The sequence below is a fragment of the Microbacterium sp. HJ5 genome (assembly GCF_054824025.1).
Genome location: NZ_JSYE01000018.1, coordinates 76,414 through 93,668 on the forward strand (window position 1 = coordinate 76,414; position 17,255 = coordinate 93,668).

At 72.7% G+C, this 17,255-nt stretch carries 12 protein-coding genes; 6 read left to right on the forward strand and 6 right to left on the reverse strand.

Annotation, left to right across the window (positions count from 1 at the left end; genetic code table 11):
* Positions 1-16: 16 nt before the first annotated feature.
* Both OB08_RS09905 and OB08_RS09910 read right to left on the reverse strand, forming a co-directional pair.
* Positions 17-1,861 carry a thioredoxin domain-containing protein gene (locus OB08_RS09905; RefSeq protein ID WP_461474283.1) on the reverse strand — a complete coding sequence of 615 codons (1,845 nt, stop codon included), beginning with the start codon at positions 1,859-1,861 and terminating at the stop codon, positions 17-19.
* Between the two features lie 22 nt (positions 1,862-1,883).
* Positions 1,884-2,720 carry an aldo/keto reductase gene (locus OB08_RS09910; protein ID WP_461474284.1) on the reverse strand — a complete coding sequence of 279 codons (837 nt, stop codon included), beginning with the start codon at positions 2,718-2,720 and terminating at the stop codon, positions 1,884-1,886.
* 263 nt (positions 2,721-2,983) lie between these two features.
* Between OB08_RS09910 and hrpA the strand changes: the two genes are divergently transcribed.
* Complete coding sequence (gene hrpA, locus OB08_RS09915; protein ID WP_461474285.1) at positions 2,984-6,898, forward strand: ATP-dependent RNA helicase HrpA; 3,915 nt, start codon at positions 2,984-2,986, stop codon at positions 6,896-6,898.
* A 29-nt stretch (positions 6,899-6,927) separates the two neighbouring features.
* Positions 6,928-7,869: a quinone oxidoreductase family protein gene (locus OB08_RS09920; protein WP_461474286.1), complete on the forward strand. Its 942-nt coding sequence runs from the start codon at positions 6,928-6,930 to the stop codon at positions 7,867-7,869.
* 14 nt (positions 7,870-7,883) lie between these two features.
* Here the strand turns inward: OB08_RS09920 and OB08_RS09925 are convergent, their stop codons facing one another.
* On the reverse strand, positions 7,884-8,744 hold the full coding sequence (locus OB08_RS09925) for a sulfurtransferase (RefSeq protein WP_461474287.1): 861 nt from the start codon (positions 8,742-8,744) through the stop codon (positions 7,884-7,886).
* Between the two features lie 73 nt (positions 8,745-8,817).
* Here OB08_RS09925 and OB08_RS09930 point away from each other — a divergent pair, with 73 nt between their 5' ends.
* The gene (locus OB08_RS09930) at positions 8,818-10,215 is read left to right on the forward strand and encodes an O-acetylhomoserine aminocarboxypropyltransferase/cysteine synthase family protein (RefSeq protein WP_461474288.1); all 1,398 of its coding nucleotides are present in this window, start codon (positions 8,818-8,820) and stop codon (positions 10,213-10,215) included.
* Here OB08_RS09930 and OB08_RS09935 read toward each other — a convergent pair.
* Entirely contained in the window at positions 10,188-11,516 is a 1,329-nt protein-coding gene (locus tag OB08_RS09935; RefSeq protein WP_461474289.1) for a M20/M25/M40 family metallo-hydrolase, read from the reverse strand. The two genes, OB08_RS09930 and OB08_RS09935, sit on opposite strands and share 28 nt — an antisense overlap.
* An 83-nt stretch (positions 11,517-11,599) precedes the next feature.
* On the opposite strand from OB08_RS09935, the gene OB08_RS09940 reads away from it, so the two are divergent.
* Together OB08_RS09940 and OB08_RS09945 are read left to right on the forward strand one after the other, a co-directional pair.
* Entirely contained in the window at positions 11,600-12,607 is a 1,008-nt protein-coding gene (locus OB08_RS09940) for a Gfo/Idh/MocA family protein (RefSeq protein WP_461474290.1), read from the forward strand.
* Between the two features lies 1 nt (position 12,608).
* Entirely contained in the window at positions 12,609-13,484 is an 876-nt protein-coding gene (locus tag OB08_RS09945) for an NYN domain-containing protein (protein WP_461474291.1), read from the forward strand.
* 18 nt (positions 13,485-13,502) lie between these two features.
* Here the strand turns inward: OB08_RS09945 and OB08_RS09950 are convergent, their stop codons facing one another.
* Entirely contained in the window at positions 13,503-14,315 is an 813-nt protein-coding gene (locus tag OB08_RS09950; RefSeq protein WP_461474292.1) for an alpha/beta fold hydrolase, read from the reverse strand.
* Positions 14,316-14,321: 6 nt separating this feature from the next.
* The gene (locus tag OB08_RS09955) at positions 14,322-15,707 is read right to left on the reverse strand and encodes an FAD-binding oxidoreductase (RefSeq protein WP_461474293.1); all 1,386 of its coding nucleotides are present in this window, start codon (positions 15,705-15,707) and stop codon (positions 14,322-14,324) included.
* A gap of 132 nt (positions 15,708-15,839) precedes the next feature.
* Here OB08_RS09955 and OB08_RS09960 point away from each other — a divergent pair, with 132 nt between their 5' ends.
* Entirely contained in the window at positions 15,840-17,198 is a 1,359-nt protein-coding gene (locus OB08_RS09960) for an MFS transporter (protein ID WP_461474294.1), read from the forward strand.
* Positions 17,199-17,255 lie beyond the last annotated feature (57 nt).

Consider the following 17,255-nt stretch of genomic DNA (forward strand, 5'->3'; position numbering starts at 1 on the left):
GGACCGGGCGGGCGGGTCAGCCCGTCAGTGCGGCCGGGTCGGTGACGGGAAGGCGGCACGCGAAGTCGCGGCAGTCGTACGCGGTCGCGGCGCCGCCGATCGCGGTCTTGCCCGCGAAGAGCGAGAAGCCGGCTTCGGTGAACTCCTCGGCCTGCGCCGCCGAGACGGCGACGAAGAGATCCGAGCGCATGCCGCGTGCCGCGGCGACCACCGGAGCATCGGCCTCGTCGGCGACGACCACCATCTGGCGCGGGCCCGACGCGAGGCGCGCGGCGACCTGGAGCAGCGCGCCGTGCGCGAGCGGCTGCTGCAGCGCAGCGCGGGCGTGCGCGGTGACCGTGCGCTCCGCGAGGGTGCGCAGGTGGTCGCCACCGCCGAGCGTCCACAGCGCCAGCGCGGCGTCGGCGAGCGCGGCGGCGCCGGACGGCTCGTCGCCGTCGGATGCGGCATCCGGAGCCCCTACGCCCTGCGCGGCGAGCACGGGGTCTCCTCCGCCCGGCACCGACAGGGTGCCGTCGGCCCCCGCGCAGGCGGCGACGAGCGCAACGGCGCGGACGGCGTAGGCGGCGTCGCCCGTCGCGGCGGCGAGTGCGGCGAGCCCGGAGGCGAGCTGGCCGTAGTCGGCGAGCGTGGCCGACGCGCGGGACGCGATCTCGTCGAGCGACGCCCTCACCAGCCTCCCGTCGGCGGCGACGTTGGTCTCGAGCACGGCGTCGGCCGCCCAGCGGGCGGCCTCGATCCACCGAGGCTCGTCGAGACGGGACCCGGCGCGCGCGAGGGCGCCGATCGCGAGGCCGTTCCACCCGGTGACGACCTTGGCGTCGACGGCCGGCGGTTCGAGGGCGGCGCGGGCCGCGGCATCCCGCTGGTAGTAGCCGCCTTCGCTGCGGGCGCCGTCGATCCACGACTCCGAGTCCTGGGCGGCGCCGAACCCTCCGCCGGGCTGCTGGAGCACGTCGAGGAGGAACGCGGCCACTCCTCGCGCGGTGTCCTCGTCGCCGGCATCGAGAGCGACGTCGAGGAGCTGGGCGTTGTCGGTGAGCATGCGCTCGTAGTGCGGCACCGACCAGTCGCGACGCGTCGCGTAGCGGAAGAAGCCGCCTTCGACGTCGTCGCGCAGCGCGGAGTGCGCCATCGCCGACAGGGCGCGCTCGGCGACGGACGCCGCGTCGGGAGCCGCGTCGCGCACCGCGCGCGACTGCAGGAAGCGCAGGGCCGTCGCGACCGGGAACTTCGGCGCCGCGGGGTCGCCGCGGCCGAAGCCGCCGAACTCGGCGTCCTCGCGTTCGGCGAGCGCGCGCGCGGCGGTCGTCAACTCGTCGAGGGACGGTGGAGCGGATGCTTCGCCCCCACCGTTCGCGCGGACCTCGGCGAGCGCCGAGACCACCGCGTCGGCGGTCCCGTCGATCTGGTCGCGGCGCTCGGTCCACGCCTCGTGCACGGCGGCGAGCACTTGCCGGAACGCCGGCATGCCTCCGCGCGGCTGGGGCGGGAAGTACGTGCCGGCGAAGAACGGGCGCCCCTCGGGCGTCGCGAAGACCGTCAGCGGCCAGCCGAGGCTCGCGGTGAACGCGCCGGCCGCCGCCATGTACGCGGCGTCGACCTCGGGGTGCTCCTCGCGGTCGACCTTGATCGACACGAAGCCCGCGTCGAGGTCGGCCGCGGTGGCCGCGTCGTCGAAGGACTCGCGGGCCATGACGTGGCACCAGTGGCACGTGGAGTAGCCGATCGAGACCATGACCGGCACGTCCCGCGCGCGGGCTTCGGCGAAGGCCTCCTCGCCCCACGGGAACCACGAGACCGGGTTGCCCGCGTGGGCGCGCAGGTACGGGCTCGTGGCTTCCGCGAGACGTGGGTTCACGGCATCCGCTCGCATCCGGTCGTCAGTCGACCTCGTCGGGGTGGGCGCTGACGCGACCCGTCCCGTCGGGCTGCTCCATCGCGTCGATCGCGGCGACCTCGTCGGCGGTGAGCTCGAAGTCGAAGACGTCGAGGTTCTCCTCGAGGCGTTCACGGCGCACCGACTTGGGGAAGACGATGAAGCCCTTCTGCAGGTGCCAGCGCAGGACGGCCTGCGCCGGCGTCTTGCCGTGGGCCCGCGCCGCGGCCGCCACGTGCTCGGCACCGAACAGGTCGTACTTGCCCTGACCGAGGGGCCCCCACGACTCGATGCGGACGTCGTTCGCCGCCGCCCAATCGGTGATGTCGCGCTGCTGGTAGGCCGGGTGCAGCTCGATCTGGTTGACGGCGGGCACGACGCCCGTGGCGGCGACGATGCGCTCGAGGTGCGGGACGAGGTGGTTCGAGACGCCGATGCTGCGGGTGAGGCCGCCGTCGCGCAGTTCGATGAGCTTCTCCCACGCGTGGACGTAGTTGTCGGCCGCGGGGGTGGGCCAGTGGACGAGGTAGAGGTCGACCTGCTCGAGGCCGAGCTTCGCGAGGCTCTCGGCGATCGCGGCGTCGGGCTCATCGCCGTCGTGGCGGTCGTTCCAGAGCTTGGTCGTGATGAAGAGCTCGTGGCGCGGGATGCCGGAGGAGGCGATGGCGGCGCCGACGCCCTCTTCGTTGCCGTAGATCGCGGCCGTGTCGATGTGGCGGTAGCCGACCTCGAGCGCCTCGCTCACGGCGCGCTGCGTGTCGGCCGGCGGGACCTTGAACACGCCGTAGCCGAGCTGGGGGATGTCGTGGCCGTCGTTGAGCTTCACGGTGGGGGTTGCCATGAATCCAGACTAGGAGGCTCGGCGTCGAACAGGGGCCACACGGGGAACAGACCCAGGTCGGGTTCGCTCGCGCGGGGCGGCGGCTCGGTCTGCCGGCCCCGCAGGCCCCGCCGGTACGCGCGCCCCGGTCCTGAGCCCGAACTCACATGAGGTTTTCGCGAGGTGTCTGCAGACCGGCGCCGCGGAGCGACGTCCGAGGAGCGGAGCGGAGCGCGCGACCGCGGAGCGACGAGCGCGAGCCGTCCGTCATACGATGGAGGGCTATGTCTGCGCCCGAACCCGTCATTTCGTACCCGCCGGAGCTGCCTGTCAGCGCCGCGCGCGACGAGATCGCCGCCGCGATCCGCGACCACCAGGTCGTCATCGTCGCGGGCGCCACGGGCTCGGGCAAGACGACGCAGCTGCCGAAGATCTGCCTCGAGCTCGGCCGCACGCGCATCGCCCATACGCAGCCGCGACGCATCGCCGCGCGCACCATCGCGGAACGCGTCGCCGAAGAGCTCCAGGTTCCGCTGGGCTCGACCGTCGGCTACAAGGTGCGCTTCACCGACAAGGTGTCCGACGACACGCGCATCGCGCTCATGACGGACGGCATCCTGCTCAACGAGATCCACCGCGACCGTCTGCTCAAGCGATACGACACGATCATCGTCGACGAGGCGCACGAGCGATCGCTCAACGTCGACTTCCTCATCGGCTACCTCAAACGAGTGCTCCCCCGCCGGCCCGACCTCAAGGTCGTGATCACCAGCGCCACGATCGACCCCGAGAGCTTCGCGAAGCACTTCGCCGGGCCTGACGGGGAGCCGGCGCCGATCATCGAGGTGTCCGGACGGACCTACCCCGTCGAGGTGCGCTACCGGCCGCCCGCGACGGCGGGCAAGGACGAGCCGGACGACGTCGACGGCATCACGGCCGCGCTCCGCGAGCTCGACCGCGAGCCGGCCGGCGACGTGCTGGTGTTCCTTCCCGGCGAGGCCGAGATCCGCGACGCGATGGATGCCGTCCGCGGCATGTACGCGAAGGACGCCGCGCCGACCGAGGTCCTCCCTCTCTACGGACGCCTCAGCGCCGCCGAGCAGCACCGCGTCTTCGAACGCTCGTCGGTCGCCGGCGTGCGCCGGCGGGTCATCCTCGCCACGAACGTCGCCGAGACCAGCCTGACCGTGCCGGGCATCCGCTACGTCGTCGACACCGGCACGGCGCGCATCTCGCGCTACAGCAACCGGAGCAAGATCCAGCGGCTCCCGATCGAGCCGATCTCGCAGGCCTCGGCGCAGCAACGGTCGGGTCGTGCGGGCCGCACGAGCGACGGAGTGGCGATCCGCCTCTACGCCGAAGAGGACTTCGCCGGTCGCGACGAGTTCACCCAGCCCGAGATCCTCCGCACGAGCCTCGCATCGGTGATCCTCCAGATGCTCTCGCTGGGCTTCGGCGACATCTCGTCGTTCCCGTTCCTCATGCCGCCCGACTCGCGCGGCGTGAAAGCGGCGTTCGACCTGCTCGTCGAGCTCGGCGCCGTGCGCGCCGGCCGCGACGGCGACCGCTCGCCCGCGCTCACCGACCTCGGGCGCGAGATCGCGCGCCTGCCGATCGACCCGCGGTTCGCGCGCATGCTCCTCGAGGCACGGCGGACGAACGTGTTGCGCGACGTGCTCGTGATCGTCGCCGGCATGTCGATCCAGGACGTGCGCGAACGACCCGAGGAGCGCCGCGAGGAAGCCGACCGGCTCCATGCCCGCTTCACCGACCCGACCAGCGACTTCCTGAGCCTGCTCAACCTGTGGAACCACCTCCAGGAGAAGCAGGCCGAGCTCGGGTCGAGCGCCTTCCGGCGCCTCTGCCGCCAGGAGCACCTCAACTACGTGCGCGTGCGCGAATGGGCCGACGTCCACCGCCAGCTCAGCGCGATCCTCGGCACGTCCAGGAAACAGCACGCGACCAGCACCGCCGACCCCGACGACATCCACCGCGCGATCCTCTCCGGGCTCCTGTCGCAGATCGGCATCCTCGACGACCGCGCCCCCGCGAAGACGGCACAGCGCGGCCGGGGCGACCGCCCGGAGCGCCCTGAACGGCGCTCGGCCGAGTACCTCGGCGCCCGCGGCACGCGCTTCGCGATCTTCCCCGGATCGGGCCTGAAGAAGGCCCGGCCGACCGCCGTCATGGCCGCCGAGGTCGTCGAGACCTCGCGCCTCTTCGCGCGCACGGTCGCGACGATCGACCCCGAGTGGGCCGAGCCGCTCGCCGGCGACCTCGCCAAGCGTCAGCTGAGCGAGCCCCACTGGTCCAAGGCGTCGGGCGCGGCATCCGTCTACGAGAAGATCTCGCTGTTCGGCGTCGACATCGTGCCGCGCCGCCGGGTGCAGCTCGCGCGCTTCGACAGACCGTTCGCGCGCGAACTGTTCCTGCGTCACGCCCTCGTCGAGGGCGAATGGGATGCGAGCGCCCTCGACAAGCGGCTGACGTCGTTCGAGCGACGCAACCTCGAGCTGCGCCGGCGTCTCGAGAAGATCGAGGAGCGCGAGCGCCGCCGCGACATCCTGGTGGGCGACGAGGCCGTCTACCGCTTCTACGACGCGCGCATCCCCCGAGACGTTTTCGACGTGCGGTCGTTCGAGTCGTGGTGGCGCGACGCCGCGCAGCGCACCCCGCGCCTGCTCGACATGACCGAGGCAGACCTCGTCGACGAGGCGTCGCGCGGCGACGAGCGGGACTTCCCCGCCCGCTGGCAGCAGGGCGACCAGGTGCTGTCGCTGGCATACCGCTTCGAGCCGGGCGCCCCCGACGACGGCGTGACGGCCGTGGTGCCGCTCGCCCTGCTGGCGCAGCTGCGCGCCGACGGGTTCGACTGGCAGGTGCCCGGCATGCGCGACGAGCTCATCACCGCGCTCCTGCGGTCGCTGCCGAAAGCGATCCGCCGGCACGTCGTGCCCGCCGCAGACTGGGCCGCGACCTTCGCGGGCGAGCTGGCAGGCCAGGGACCCGAGTCGCACGCCGGGCTCCCGCCCACAGGGCTCCGCGAGGCGCTGGCCGCCCGCATCCAGCGCGTCGCGAACCAGCCGGTGAGCGCAGCCGACTTCGAGCTCGACCGGGTGCCCGGCCACCTGCTCGTCTCGTTCCGCGCCGTCGACGAGCGCGGGCGCGCCGCCGGGTCGGACCGCGACCTCGCCGCGCTCCAGGACCGGCTCGCCGGACGGGCCCGTGACTCGGTCGCACGCTCGGTCGCCCGCGCGCAGCAAGGCGGCACACGCGCGCCCTCGCCTGCCGCCGTCGGACCGCAGCCCGCCGCAGCTGCGGCGTCGTCCTTCGCCGAGGGCACCGGCCTCACGGAGTGGACCTTCGACGACCTCCCCGACGTCGTCGACACGCGCGTCGCCGGCGGCGTCGTGCGCGGCTACCCCGCCATCGTCGACGAGGGGTCCTCGGTCGCGCTGCGCATCGAGGCGACCCCCGAGGCCGCGGCGGCCGCTACGCACAGCGGAGCGCGCCGACTGCTCCTCCTCGCCGTCCCCTCGCCCTCGGCCTACGTCCTCGACCACCTCACGTCGGCCGAGAAGCTCGCACTCGCGGCATCCCCCTACCCGTCTGCCAAGGCCCTCGTCGAGGACGCCCGCGTGGCGGTGGCGGACGCGGTCATCGCGCGCACGGCTCCCGGGGGCGTGATCCGCACGCGGGCCGCTTTCGACGCCGTACGCGACGCGATGTCGTCGGTGATCGTCGACGAGCTCTTCCAGACGGTGTCGCTGACCGCACGCATCCTCACCGCCGCGCGCGACGCCGAGCGCGCGGTGCGCGATCAGAACTCGCTCACGCTCCTCGGTGCGCTGAACGACGTCAAGAGCCAGGTCGCCGGGCTCGTCTTCCCGGGGTTCGTCGCGCGCACGGGCACCGACCGGCTGGTGCACCTGCCCCGCTACCTGCGCGGGGCGCTCGACCGGGTGAAGGCGCTGGCCGACAACCCCGGACGCGACCGCCAGCGCATGACAGAGTTCGAGCGGGCCGCCGTGGCCTTCGCGGAGGCCGGCGGGACCGTGCCCGTGCCGGCCGGCGCACAGCCCGCCCTCGCCCGGACCCGCTGGCTGCTCGAGGAGTACCGCGTCAGCCTGTTCGCGCAGCAGCTCGGCACCGCCGAGCCCGTGTCGCTGCAGCGCATCCAGAAAGCCCTGCGGGAATAGGGCCCGACAAGCGAGAGGTTGCCCCTGCCATGGCCACTGCGATCGTGTACACCGAGTTCGGCGGACCCGAGGTCCTGCACTCGACCGAGATCCCCGCGCCCCTGCCCGGTGAGGGCGAGATCGCGATCCGCGTCGAGGCCGCCGGCGTGAACCCCATCGACGCGAAGCTCCGCTCGGGGCAGCGCGCCTCTGCCGAGATCGTCGAGCCGCGGCGGGTGGGCAACGACGGCGCCGGTGTCGTCACCACGATCGGCCCGGGCGTCGACGGCTTCCGGCCGGGCGACGCGGTCGTGTTCTCCGGCGCGTCCGGCGCCTACGCGAGCGACATCGTCGTCTCCGCCGCGCGGGTGCACGCGCGTCCGCCGCAGGTCGATGCCGCGACCGGCGCGGCGCTCGGGATCCCGGTCGGCACGGCCTATCAGACGCTGCGGTCGCTGTCGGTCGGCGCCGGCGACACGCTGCTTCTCCATGCCGGATCGGGCGCGGTCGGCCAGGCTGCGATCCAGCTCGCTGTCCTGTGGGGGGCGACGGTGATCGCGACCTCCTCGCCGCGCCGCGCAGATGCCGTGCGGGCGCTGGGCGCGATCCCGGTGCCGTACGGCGACGGACTCGCCGGGCGCGTGCGCGACGCGGCGCCGCAAGGCGTCACCGTCGCGATCGACGCGGCCGGCACCGACGAGGCGCTGCGCACCTCGATCGAGCTGGTCGCCGACAAGACGCGCATCGCGACGCTCGTGAAGGGACGGGATGCCGCATCCCTCGGCATCCGCGCCTTCTCGGGCGGCTCGCCGCAGCCCCTCACGGCGCAGCAGCAGGCTTGGCGCGGCGAGGCCGTGCCCGTCGTGCTCGCGTTGCTGGCCGCCGGGCGCTTCACGGTGGAGCTCGGTCCGTCGCTCGCCCTGGCCGATGCGCCCGAGGCGCACCGCATCGTCGAGGACGGAGTCGACGGCAAGGTCACCCTGGTGCCGTAGCCCCCGGCCCGGGCTCAGTTCCCTCCCGGCTCCGCGCCGGTCGCGACCGAGCGTCCCGGCGTGTTCGACCACTGGCTCCACGACCCGGGGTAGATCCGCAGGTCGAGACCCGCGAGTTCGGCGGTGACGGCCGCCTGCGCGGCGGTGACGCCCGACCCGCAGTACGCCGCCGCCGCGACGCCGGGCACGACGCCGGCGTCGGCGAACAGGGCGCGCAGGGTCGCGGCATCCGGGAACCCGCTGTCCGTCATGTACGACGTCGTCGGGAGGCTCACCGCGCCCGGGATGTGTCCCGCGATCGGATCGATGGGCTCGACCTCGCCGCGGTAGCGCTCGGCCGCGCGCACGTCGAGCAGCACGCCGTGCTCCGGCCACGCCGCGGCGTCGTCGATCGAGAGCACCGGCTCGGACAGCGGATGCAGAACGACGGTCCCGGGCTCGGGCACCACGTCGCCGCGCTCGACGTCGAAGCCGGCGCCGATCCACGCGGCGAGGCCGCCGTCGAGCAGCCGCACGTCCGTGACGCCGCTGCGGGTCAGCAGCCACCACGCGCGCGACGCGCCGAGGGAGCGGGCGTCGTCGTAGACGACCACCGTGTCGCCGTCGTGAAGGCCCCACCGGCGTGCGGCGGCCTGCAGGTCGCGGAGCGCGGGGAGCGGATGACGCCCGTCCTCCGGCCGGCCATGCCGCGAGAGCTCACTCTCGAGGTCGACGTACACGGCGCCGGGCACATGACCTTCGAGGTACGCGGGGCGCCCGTCCGGGCGATCGAGCCGGTACCGGACGTCGAGCACCCGCACGCCGCCGGCACCCGCGCGACCGCCGCGATGGGCGAGAAGACGGTGGAGTTCTGCGGGGGTGATGAGCTGCGCCACGCCTCCATCCTCGCCCACGGCCGTGCGCAACACTTCGACACAGGGCGGTGGTGCGCGAGCGCGCGCCCCGACAATGGATCGCATGTCCCAGTCCCCGCGCTCCTTCGCGACGGCGCAGGTGCAGGCGGGTTACGACGCCGGCATCGCCGAGCACACCGCCGTGCCGTCGATCCATCAGTCGAACGCGTTCGAGTTCCGCTCGCTGAGCGAGGCGCGCGACCTCTTCGCGCTGCGGCGCGACGGCAACATCTACAGCCGCGCAGCCAACCCGACCGTCCTCGTGTTCGAGAAGCGCGTCGCCGAGCTCGAGGGCGGTGTCGCCGCAGCGGGAGTCGCCTCCGGGCAGGCGGCGGTCGCCCTCGCGCTGCTCGCCCTCGCCAAGCAGGGCGAGCACATCGTCGCCGCCCGTCAGCTCTACGGCGGCACGGTCGACCTGCTCCAGGACACCTTCGCCGACTGGGGCATCGAGGTGACGTTCGTCGATCAGGACGACACGGATGCCTGGGCCGACGCCGTCCGCCCGACCACGCGCGCGTTCTTCGCCGAGTCCATCACGAACCCGATCGCCCAGGTGCTCGACGTGCGCGCCGTCGCCGGCATCGCGCACGGCGCCGGCGTGCCCCTCGTGATCGACGCCACGGTCGCGACACCGTACCTGCAGCGGGTGAAGGACCTGGGCGCCGACATCACCGTGCACTCGGCGACGAAGTTCCTGGGCGGCCACGGCACCTCGCTCGGCGGAGCCATCGTCGACCTCGGCACGTTCGACTTCACCGCCGAGCCCGAGCGCTGGCCACAGCTCACGCAGACGTATCAGCGCGTACCGAGCGGCAGCCTGGTCGAGCGGTTCGGCGAGGCGGGCTCGCCCTACATCGCGCTGGTCAAGACGAAGTACGTCCACGATCTCGGGCCGTCGCTGTCGGCGTTCAACGCGTTCCAGCTGCTCCAGGGACTCGAGACGCTCGACCTGCGGATCGCGCGGCACTCGTCGAGCGCGCTCGAGGTGGCCCGCTTCCTCGAGGGCCACGACGCCGTCACGAGGGTGCATCACCCCGGACTCGCGTCCAGCCCGTGGCACGCGCTGGCGCAGGACTACCTTCCGCGCGGCGCGAGCTCCGTGTTCGCGTTCGACCTCCCGGGCACCGGCGACGCCGAGGCGGACTTCGCCCTCGTCGAGGCGTTCATCGCGCGGCTGCGCCTGGTGAAGCTCGTCGCCAACATCGGCGACGCGCGCAGCCTCGTCGCCCATCCGTCGTCGATGACCCACAGTCACCTGTCACCGGCGCAGCTCGCCGACGCCGGCATCTCGCCCACGACGGTGCGCCTGTCGATCGGCCTCGAGGATCCGGCCGACATCGTCGCCGACCTCGCGCAGGCCCTCGCCTCGGTGCCGGCGACCGACCGCACGCCCGCTGCTGAGGTTCGCGCCGATCCGGCCGAGCGTCAGCTCGCCGCGACGAGCGCGCGGTAGAACCCGATCCCCCGCAGCCACACGTCGACGCGGATGCGCTCGTTGTGCGAGTGCAGCGCGTCGCGCTCCGCGCGCGTGAGATGGAACGGCGTGAAGCGGTAGACGCCCGTGGAGATCGCCGTGAACCAGCGACTGTCGCTCGCACCGAGCTGCAGGTAGGGCGTCGTCACGACGTCGTCGCCGAGCGTCGACGCCACGGCCGTGGCGATCCGGCGCCACGCCTCGCCCTGCCACGGCGACACCGGCGACGGGTCCGAGCCGTGCCGCACCGCGAGCTCGACCTCGGGGTCGCCGATCACGCGGCGAGCGCGTTCGGTCGCGCCCTCGACGGTGTCGCCGGTGAGGAGCCGGATGTTGACGGATGCGCGGGCCGTCGTGGCCAGGACGTTCTCTCCCGGCGCTCCGCTGAGCTCGGTCGCGACGGCGGTCGTGCGCACGATCGCGTTCATCTCGGGTCCGAGCCTGGCGAACACGGCGGCGACGAGAGGCCCGGTGACGGCCAGGCTGCGCAGCAGCGCGCGCAGCGGCTGGGGTGCGTGCGGCGCGAGCGTCGAGAGCATCGCGCGCACCGGCGGCGCGAGCCGCGTCGGGAAAGGATGCCGGTGCAGCCGGTCGATCGCACGCGCGAGACGCGCCGTCGCCGGCACGGCCGGCGGGGTCGAGGCGTGCCCGCCGCCCTCGCGCGCAGTCAGCAGCAGGGTCATCACGCCGCGCTCGGCGACGCCCACCATCGCGGTGGGCACAGTCACGCCGGGGACCACCCCTTGGACGACGGCACCGCCTTCGTCGAGCACGAGCGCGGGACGGATGCCGCGCCCCCGCAGCACCTCGACCATCGCCCGCGCTCCGCCGCCGGCGGTCTCCTCGTTGTGCCCGAAGGCCAGGTAGACGTCGCGCGCCGGCGTGAACCCGTCGGCTACGAGCTGCTCGACCGCCTCGAGGATGGCGACGAGCGCGCCCTTGTCGTCGATCGCGCCGCGCGCGTGGATCGCGGCATCCGCTCCCTCGCCGACGATGGCGGCCGCGAACGGGTCGGTCTCCCACTCGGACTCCACCACGGGCACGACGTCGATGTGCGCCATGAGCACGAGCGGGTCGTCCGTCCGGGCGCCGCGCCACCGGAAGAGCAGCGAGTGGCCGTCGACGACCTCGCGCTCGAGCGCCGCGTGCGTTCCGGGATACAGCCGCTCGAGCGCGGCCTGGAAGGCGTCGAACGCGGGCCAGTCGATCTCGGACTCGTCGGCGTGCGACACCGTGGGGATGCGCAGGAGGTCGCGGAAGCGGTCGACAGGGGATGCCACGCCCCGAGCCTAACCGCGCCCGCCCGTGCGCCCCGGGCCGGTCGCCCGCGCGCGGCGCCGGGCCGGTCGCTACGCTCGGGATCATGACGTCGCCCTCCTCCCCCTCCTCGCCCGGCCTGCGCTGGGGCATCCTCGGTCCGGGCGGCATCGCCCGCGCCTTCGCCGCCGACCTCCGCACCGCGGGGCTCGATCTCGTCGCCGTCGGCTCCCGCAGCGCCGAGTCCGCCTCCGCGTTCGCCGCGCAGTTCGACGTCGCCCGGGTGCACGGCTCGTACGAGGCACTGGTCTCCGACCCCGGCGTCGACATCGTCTACATCGCGACCCCGCACCCGTTCCACGCCGAGCAGGCGATCCTGGCGCTGGAGCACGGCAAGCACGTCCTCGTCGAGAAGCCCTTCACCCTGACTGCCGACGAGGCCGCCGCCGTCCGCGAGGTCGCCGCCGACCGCGGGCTGCTGGCGATGGAGGCGATGTGGACGCGATACCTCCCGCACATGGCCCGCATCCGCGAGATCGTCGCGTCCGGGGCCCTCGGCGAGATCCGTGTCGTGATGGCCGACCACACGCAGAAGATCTCGAGCGATCCCGCGCACCGGCTGAACGCCCTCGAGCTCGGCGGCGGCGCACTCCTCGACCTCGGCATCTACCCGATCTCGTTCGCGTGGGACATCCTCGGCGAGCCTCTCGCCATCACCGCGTCCGCGCGGCTGGGCGAGACGGGCGCCGACACCGAGGTCGCCACGATCATGTCGCACCAGTCGGGCGCGCTGTCGACCTCGATCTCCGCCTCGCGATCGGCCGGCCCGAACACCGCGCACATCATCGGGACCGAGGCTCGGATCGACATCGATCGGGTCTGGTACAACGCCACGTCGTTCCGCGTCATCGCGCCCGACGGCACGGTGCTCGAGGACTACGTGTCCGACATCCAGGGCCGCGGAATGCAGTTCCAGGCGCTCGCGGCCGAGCGTCTCGTGGCGGCGGGGCTCGTCGACAGCGACATCCTCCCCATCGACGAGACGGTCGCGATCATGGCGACGCTCGACGAGGTCCGCGACCTCATCGGCGTGCGCTACCCCGGGGAGGAGTGACATGCCCGATCTGCAGAACGCCCGCGTCGCGGTCTACCTCGACTTCGACAACATCGTCATGAGCTGGTACGACCGCGTGCACGGCAAGAACGCCTATTCGCGCGACCGTCAGAAGATCATGACGGATGCCTCGGACCGCGAGATCGCCGAGCGCCTGACCGCCGCCACGATCGACGTCGGCGCGATCATCGACTACGCGACGTCGTTCGGCACGCTGGTCCTCACGCGGGCGTACGCGGACTGGTCGTCTCCGGTGAACGCCGTCTACCGCTCGCAGCTCGTCGCCCGCGCGGTCGACCTCGTGCAGCTGTTCCCGGCCGCGGCCTACGCCAAGAACGGGGCCGACATCCGTCTCGCGGTGGACGCCGTCGAGGACATGTTCCGCCTCCCCGACCTCACCCACGTCGTGATCGTCGCCGGCGACAGCGACTACGTGCCCCTCGCGCAGCGCTGCAAGCGGCTGGGCCGCTTCGTCGTCGGCGTCGGGGTGGCCGGCTCGACGGCGAAGTCGCTGGCGGCGGCGTGCGACCAGTTCGACTCTTACGACGCGCTGCCGGGCGTCGCCGAGACGGCGCCGGTGAGCAAGGAGGCGACGGATGCCGCGCCCCCGCGCCGCCGCTCGCGCAAGGCCGCCCAGCCCGACCCCGTCGAGGCGCTCCTCGAGCGAGCGCTGCGGCTCGAGAGCGACAAGGAGGACGTCGAGTGGCAGCACGCCTCGGCGGTGAAGAGCCTCATCAAGCGCCTCGATCCGTCGTTCAGCGAGAAGGCGCTCGGACACAAGAGCTTCACCGAGTTCGTGCGCGCGCACCCGTCCGTCGCCGAGATGGACGAGTCGGGGAACATCGTGCTCATCCGCCTCGCCGCCGAGCGCGCCTGACCGCGTCGCGGGGAGGGGTCAGGCCGGCGCGACGCGTCCGAGGAAGGACAGCATCGCGGCGTTGAACGCCTTCGGCTGCTCGATGTTGGCCGCATGACCGTCGTTGTCGAGTACGACGGCCTCGCCGAGCGGAGCGAGCGCCGCCGACGCCGTGGCGTGCGCGCTCGGCCAGAACTCGCTCTCGGCACCGGCGACGAAGAGCACCGGCTGCTCGGTCGCGGCGATCACGGCGCGCCAGTCGGCGGTCGCGTGATCATGCAGCAGGGAGAGCTCGCCCGGCGTGAGCTCGCGCTCGGCGCCCTTCATCGCCTTGAGCAGGCGCACGAGCCGCATGCCCCGCCGGGCGAGCGGCGTGCCGTGGCCTGTCTCGGGGATGCGCTCGGCGAAGTAGGTGTCGACGTTGGACTGGTCGTAGCCGTAGAAGCCGTTCGGCCAGTCCGGCGTGTTCAGCATCTTCGGCGTCTGGTCGACGATCACGATCGCTCCCACGCGGTCGCCGCCGAACTGGGCGAGGTACGACCAGATGGTGTTCCCGCCCATCGACCCGCCCACCAGCACGGCGCCGGTCAGATCGAGCTCTTCCATGACGTCGCGCAGGTCGCGGCCGCGGCGTGCCATGCCCACCCCCGTCTCGGGCCGGTCGGCTGCGCCGTGGCCCCGGACGTCGACGGTGATGACGCGGTAGCCGGCATCCGCCAGCGGCTTCGCCTGATACAGCCAGCTCGTGGCGGCGGCTTTGAAGCCGGCGAGCAGCACGACGGGTCGGGCGGCGGGATCACCGGTCTGGATCACGTCCAAGCGGACGCCGTCGTCTGCGGTGAGCGAGGTCATGCGGGATCAGTCTCCGTTCGGGAAGGCCTTGCCGGGGTTGAGGATGCCCGCGGGGTCGAGGGCGTTCTTGATGGCGCGGTGCAGACCGAGGACCGTCGGGCTGAGCTCTTCGGCCGCTCCGGGGAGCTTGAGCAGGCCCACGCCGTGCTCACCCGTCACCGTGCCGCCGAGCGCACGGCAGTCGTCGACGATGCGGTCGAAGGCGATCTTCGCGCGGGCCTTGGCGTCGTCGTCGCCGTCGGGCGCCACGATCAGCGGGTGCAGGTTGCCGTCGCCGGCGTGGGCGATGTTGGCGATGACGACGTCGGCCGCGGTCGCGGCGGCCTCGATGCGGGCGAGCATCTCGGGCACGGCCGACCGCGGAACGCACACGTCCTCGGTCAGCACGGGGCCGAGCCGCTCGAGCGCGGGGTACGCGAGCCGGCGCGCCGCGAACAGCCGGTCGACCTCGTCGGGATCGGACGCGCGCTCGACGCGATCCCCGCCGGCGTCGCGCAACAGCCGGGCCACCGCGGCGGCGAGCTCGTCGCCACGGGCACCGGGCTCGTCGACCTTCGCGAGCAGCAGGGCCTCCGACTGCTCGGGCAGCTCCCAGCCCTGCCACTGCGCCACCGCGTGCAGGCACGTGCGATCGATGAGCTCGAGGGCCGACGGCACGATCCCCGCCGCCGACACGGCCGCGACGGCGCGACCAGCGTCGGTGAGCGAGCCGAAGTACCCGACGATCGCGCGCTCCTCGCGGCCGGCGAGCGGCCGGAGCTTCACCGTCACGTCGACGACGATCCCGAGCGTCCCCTCCGATCCCACGAACAGACCGGTCAGGTCGTACCCGGTGACGCCCTTCGCCGTCGTCCGCCCCAGCTTCGCGATCGACCCGTCGGCGAGCACGACCGTCATGCCGATGACATAGTCGCGCGTGACGCCGTACTTCACGCAGCAGATGCCGCCGGCGTTGGTGGCGACGTTGCCGCCGAGGGTGCTGATCGCCTGGCTGGCGGGGTCCGGCGGGTACCAGAGACCGTGCGCGACGACGTGACGGCGCAGATCGTCGTTCAGCACGCCCGCCTCGGCCACGGCGTAGCGCTCCGCGACGTCGACCTCGGTGATCGCCGTCATGCGCTCCAGCGAGAGGACGAGGCATCCGTTCGTCGCATTCGCACCACCCGACAGACCCGTGCCGGCGCCGCGCGGCACCACGGGCGCCCCGTGCTCGGCGGCCACCCGCACCGCGGCGACCACGTGCTCGACGGTTCCCGCGAACACGACGGCCGCGGGTGTGCCGTACTCGGCCCACTCGGCATCGTCGTGACTGCATCGGGAGAGCGTCTCGGGATCGGTGGCGACGGCTGCGGCGGGGAGGGCGGCGCGGAGGGCCTCGACGACGGTGTCCATGACGTGTCGATGCTAACCCCCGTGTGAGCGGATTCTCACGCATCCCGTGTTGAAACCTGAATCCTCCGTCAGGTAGGGTTCGGACCGCGGCACTCATCGCCGCGTTCGCGCTCTACGAGGAGGTACCAGCGCATGGCATCCGCCACAGCATCCCCTGAGAAGCAGTCCACCCTTCGCCGCGTCGTGACCGCGTCGATGGCGGGCACCGTCGTCGAGTGGTACGAGTTCTTCCTGTACGCCACCGCCGCGACGCTCGTGTTCAACGTCATCATGTTCCCGCCGTCGGACGACCCGTACACCCCGATCATCGCGGCGCTGACGACCTATGCGGTGGGCTTCATCGCGCGGCCGCTCGGCGGCATCGTGTTCGGGCACTTCGGCGACAAGTACGGGCGCAAGAAGCTGCTCCAGCTGGCGATCACCCTCGTCGGCGTGGCGACGTTCCTCATGGGCTGCCTCCCGACGTTCGACCAGGTCGGATACTGGGCGGTCGGGCTGCTGCTGTTCCTCCGCTTCGCGCAGGGATTCGCGGTCGGCGGCGAGTGGGGCGGCGCGGTGCTGCTCGTCTCGGAGCACTCGCCCAACCGCTCGCGCGGATTCTGGGCCTCGTTCCCGCAGGCCGCCGTGCCCCTCGGCAACCTCCTCGCGACGGTCGTGCTCCTGATCCTCAGCAACACGCTGTCGCCCGAGGCCTTCCTCTCGTGGGGCTGGCGCGTCGCCTTCTGGCTGTCGGTCGTGATCGTGGCCGTCGGCTACTACATCCGCACGCGCGTCACCGACGCCCCGATCTTCATCGAGGCGCAGAAGCAGGCCGAGGAGTCGAAGCACACCCGCTACGGCGTGCTCGAGGTCATCAAGCGCTACCCCCGCGGCGTGCTCACGGCGATGGGCCTGCGCTTCGCCGAGAACATCATGTACTACCTCGTGGTGACCTTCTCGATCGTCTACCTGCGCACCGCCCTGCAGCTCGACGTCACGGCGATCCTCGGCTACCTGGTCATCGCGCACATCGTGCACATGCTCGTGATCCCGGTGATCGGCGCGCTCGCCGACCGCATCGGCCGCAGGCCCGTGTACTTCATCGGCACCGTGCTCGCCGCGGCGTGGGGCTTCTTCGCCTTCCCGATGTTCGACACGCGCGACCCCATCGTGGTCATCCTCGCGATCTGCCTCGGCCTGATCATCCACGCGTTCATGTACGCGCCGCAGCCGGCGATCATGTCGGAGATGTTCCCGACGCGCATGCGCTACTCGGGCGTCTCGCTGGGCTACCAGGTCACCTCGATCGTCGCGGGCTCGCTCGCCCCGATCATCGCGACGGCTCTCCTCGCCGAGTACGGCACGTGGGTGCCCGTCGCGATCTACCTCGCGATCGCCGCCGCGATCACGCTGATCGCCGTCGTGTCGATGCGCGAGACCAAGGGGTCGTCGCTGCACGACCTCGACCGCGTCGACGAGGAGCGGCTGGCGGCCGCCCGCGCGACGGCATGACAGCAGAGCGGATGCCTCTCCCCGCGCGCCGCGCCGGGCGGGGCATCCGCTCCGTCG

Bases quoted from the DNA above. Each gene is read 5' to 3' on its own strand.
- OB08_RS09955 (WP_461474293.1), bottom strand. From the start codon at position 15,707: ATGGACACCGTCGTCGAGGCCCTCCGCGCCGCCCTCCCCGCCGCAGCC.
- OB08_RS09920 (WP_461474286.1), top strand. From the start codon at position 6,928: ATGGCCACTGCGATCGTGTACACCGAGTTCGGCGGACCCGAGGTCCTG.
- OB08_RS09940 (WP_461474290.1), top strand. From the start codon at position 11,600: ATGACGTCGCCCTCCTCCCCCTCCTCGCCCGGCCTGCGCTGGGGCATC.
- OB08_RS09960 (WP_461474294.1), top strand. From the start codon at position 15,840: ATGGCATCCGCCACAGCATCCCCTGAGAAGCAGTCCACCCTTCGCCGC.
- OB08_RS09930 (WP_461474288.1), top strand. From the start codon at position 8,818: ATGGATCGCATGTCCCAGTCCCCGCGCTCCTTCGCGACGGCGCAGGTG.
- hrpA (WP_461474285.1), top strand. From the start codon at position 2,984: ATGTCTGCGCCCGAACCCGTCATTTCGTACCCGCCGGAGCTGCCTGTC.
- OB08_RS09945 (WP_461474291.1), top strand. From the start codon at position 12,609: ATGCCCGATCTGCAGAACGCCCGCGTCGCGGTCTACCTCGACTTCGAC.
- OB08_RS09950 (WP_461474292.1), bottom strand. From the start codon at position 14,315: ATGACCTCGCTCACCGCAGACGACGGCGTCCGCTTGGACGTGATCCAG.
- OB08_RS09910 (WP_461474284.1), bottom strand. From the start codon at position 2,720: ATGGCAACCCCCACCGTGAAGCTCAACGACGGCCACGACATCCCCCAG.